At 60.7% G+C, this 2,389-nt stretch carries 1 protein-coding gene; it reads right to left on the reverse strand.

The window, feature by feature from the left end; translation table 11 throughout:
* Positions 1-2,389: acyl-CoA dehydratase activase-related protein (locus tag L692_RS0121945; RefSeq protein WP_025702144.1), on the reverse strand; the 2,389-nt coding region annotated here is incomplete at both ends.

Here is a 2,389-nt window from a genome sequence, read left to right on the forward strand (position 1 = left end):
AGCCGCTTGTACTCACGGAACGAGAAGGAGGACAGGCTGTCCTTGCAGCGCTCCATCCCTTGGCGGAACAGGGCCTCGGCGCTTCCCGGGACCTTCTCGTACGGTCTGAACCGGTACAAGAGCCGCATGAGCAGATCTCCGTAGCAGGCGGCGGCGAACATCCGGTTGATCATTTTGAACCCGATCTTGAAGCCCGGCTGGTTCTCAAGACCCGATGCGTTCAGCGACAGAACCGGAATCTTTCCGAGCCCCGCATCCTTAAGCGCCTTGCGCAGCAGGGAAATATAATTCGTTGCCCGGCAGCCGCCGCCCGTCTGCGACATGATGACCGCCGTCCGGTCCGGATCGTAATCGCCGCTCTGGAGCGCCGACAGAATTTGGCCGATGGTCACAATCGCCGGATAGCAGGCGTCGTTATTGACATACTTCAGCCCTTCCTCCGTCTCCTCGGGACCGGACTTCTCAAGCACCTTGAGCCGGTAGCCGAAATCCCGGAACACCCGCTCGAACAGCTCGAAGTGAATCGGTGACATTTGCGGCGCGAGAATCGTATACGCCGACTTCATGTCCTTCGTAAAGGTTACTCTCTGCTCCTCTGCCGTGACTACGCGCGGCGCGGTCTCTCCTTGCTCACGCTCGCGCATCGCCGCGACTAGCGAGCGCAGCCGGATGCGGGCCGCGCCCAGATTGCTGATCTCGTCGATCTTGATCAGCGTATACACCTTGCCCTTCCGCTCCATAATCTCCTGCACCGCGTCGGAGGTAATGGCGTCGATGCCGCAGCCGAACGAGGTGAGCTGCACCAGCTCAAGATCGCTGCGGGACGCCGCAAGCCGTGCGGCTCTATATATCCGGGCGTGATAGGTCCATTGGTTGACGATGCTGATGTCGCTCTCTTCGCTTCCCCGGTGAAAGACCGCATCCTCGGTAAGAACCGCCAGCCCCATACCGGTGATAAGCTCCGCGATTCCGTGGTTGATTTCCGGATCGGCATGGTAAGGATGGCCGCAGAGCAGGATGCCCTTGGTTCCGGTTTCCTCAAGGAACGACAGCGTCTCCTCGCCCTTTCGCCGCAAATCGCTCTTGGCCCGCTCGGCTTCCGCCTGGCCGGCCCTCACGGCGGCGGAAATTTCGTCACGCGGGATGTCAGGGAAGGTCCGCGCCAGCCCTTTGACCAGCGCCTGGGTGTCGTCAAAGGTCAGGAACGGGCTGACGAGCGTGATGTTCTTCTCCCTGAGGCCGTCCATATTGTTGCGGATGACCTCCGGATATGAGGCAACGACCGGGCAGTTATAATGGTTGTCGGCGCTCTTGTCCTCTTTCTTCTCGTACACGATGGCAGGATAGAAGATGAAATCCACGCCCTGCTCAAGCAGGCTCTGCACATGGCCGTGGGCCATCTTGGCCGGATAGCAGACCGCTTCGGACGGAATCGTGTCCATTCCGCTTTCGTACAGCTTTTTGTCCGATTTCGGGGACAGTACCACCTTGTAGCGAAGCGCGGTGAAGAACGTGTGCCAGAACGGATAATTCTCGAACAGGTTCATGGCGCGCGGCAGTCCGACAACGCCCCGTACCGCCTCCGCACCCGGCAAAGGCTCGTAGTCAAAGAAGCGGTCATATTTGTACTGCATCAGGTTCGGCAGCTTGTTCTTCTCCTTCTTCCCTCCGGCCCCCCGCTCGCAGCGGTTGCCGGTCACATGGAAGCTGCGGTCCGGGAAGCGGCTGATGGTCAGCGGGCAATTATTGCCGCAGCGTCCGCACCGGCCCTGGGTCACCTCGTAGGTAAAGCTCTCCAGTTCCTGCGGTCCGAGCAGTGTGCTGACGCCGCTCTCCGCCGCGTTCTCTCTGGCGAGCAGGGCGCAGCCGTAGGCTCCCATTACACCCGCGATATCCGGGCGGATGACCGTTCTTCCCGTCAGCTGCTCAAATGCGCGCAGCACCGCTTCGTTGTAGAACGTGCCGCCCTGCACGATGATATGCTCTCCCAGCTCGTCAAACCTGCGGATTTTGATTACCTTCTGTAAGGCGTTCTTGATGACGGAATAGGCCAACCCCGCAGAAAGACCGGACAGGGACGCCCCTTCCTTCTGGGCCTGCTTCACCTTGGAGTTCATGAACACGGTGCAGCGCGAGCCGAGGTTGACCGGGTCCTCCGCCTTAAGCGCGGCCTCCGCGAACTCCGCGACGCCCAGCCCGAGCGCCGAGGCGAAGCTCTCCAGAAACGAGCCGCAGCCCGCCGAGCAGGCCTCGTTCAGCATGAGGCTGTCGATGACGCCGCCCCGGATTTTGATGCATTTCATATCCTGGCCGCCGATATCGAGGATGAAATCGACCTTCGGCATGAACTTGGCAGCCGCTCTGTAATGGGCGACCGTCTCCACCTCGC

The sequence above is a fragment of the Paenibacillus forsythiae T98 genome, assembly GCF_000520735.1.
GTDB lineage: Bacteria > Bacillota > Bacilli > Paenibacillales > Paenibacillaceae > Paenibacillus_AQ > Paenibacillus_AQ forsythiae.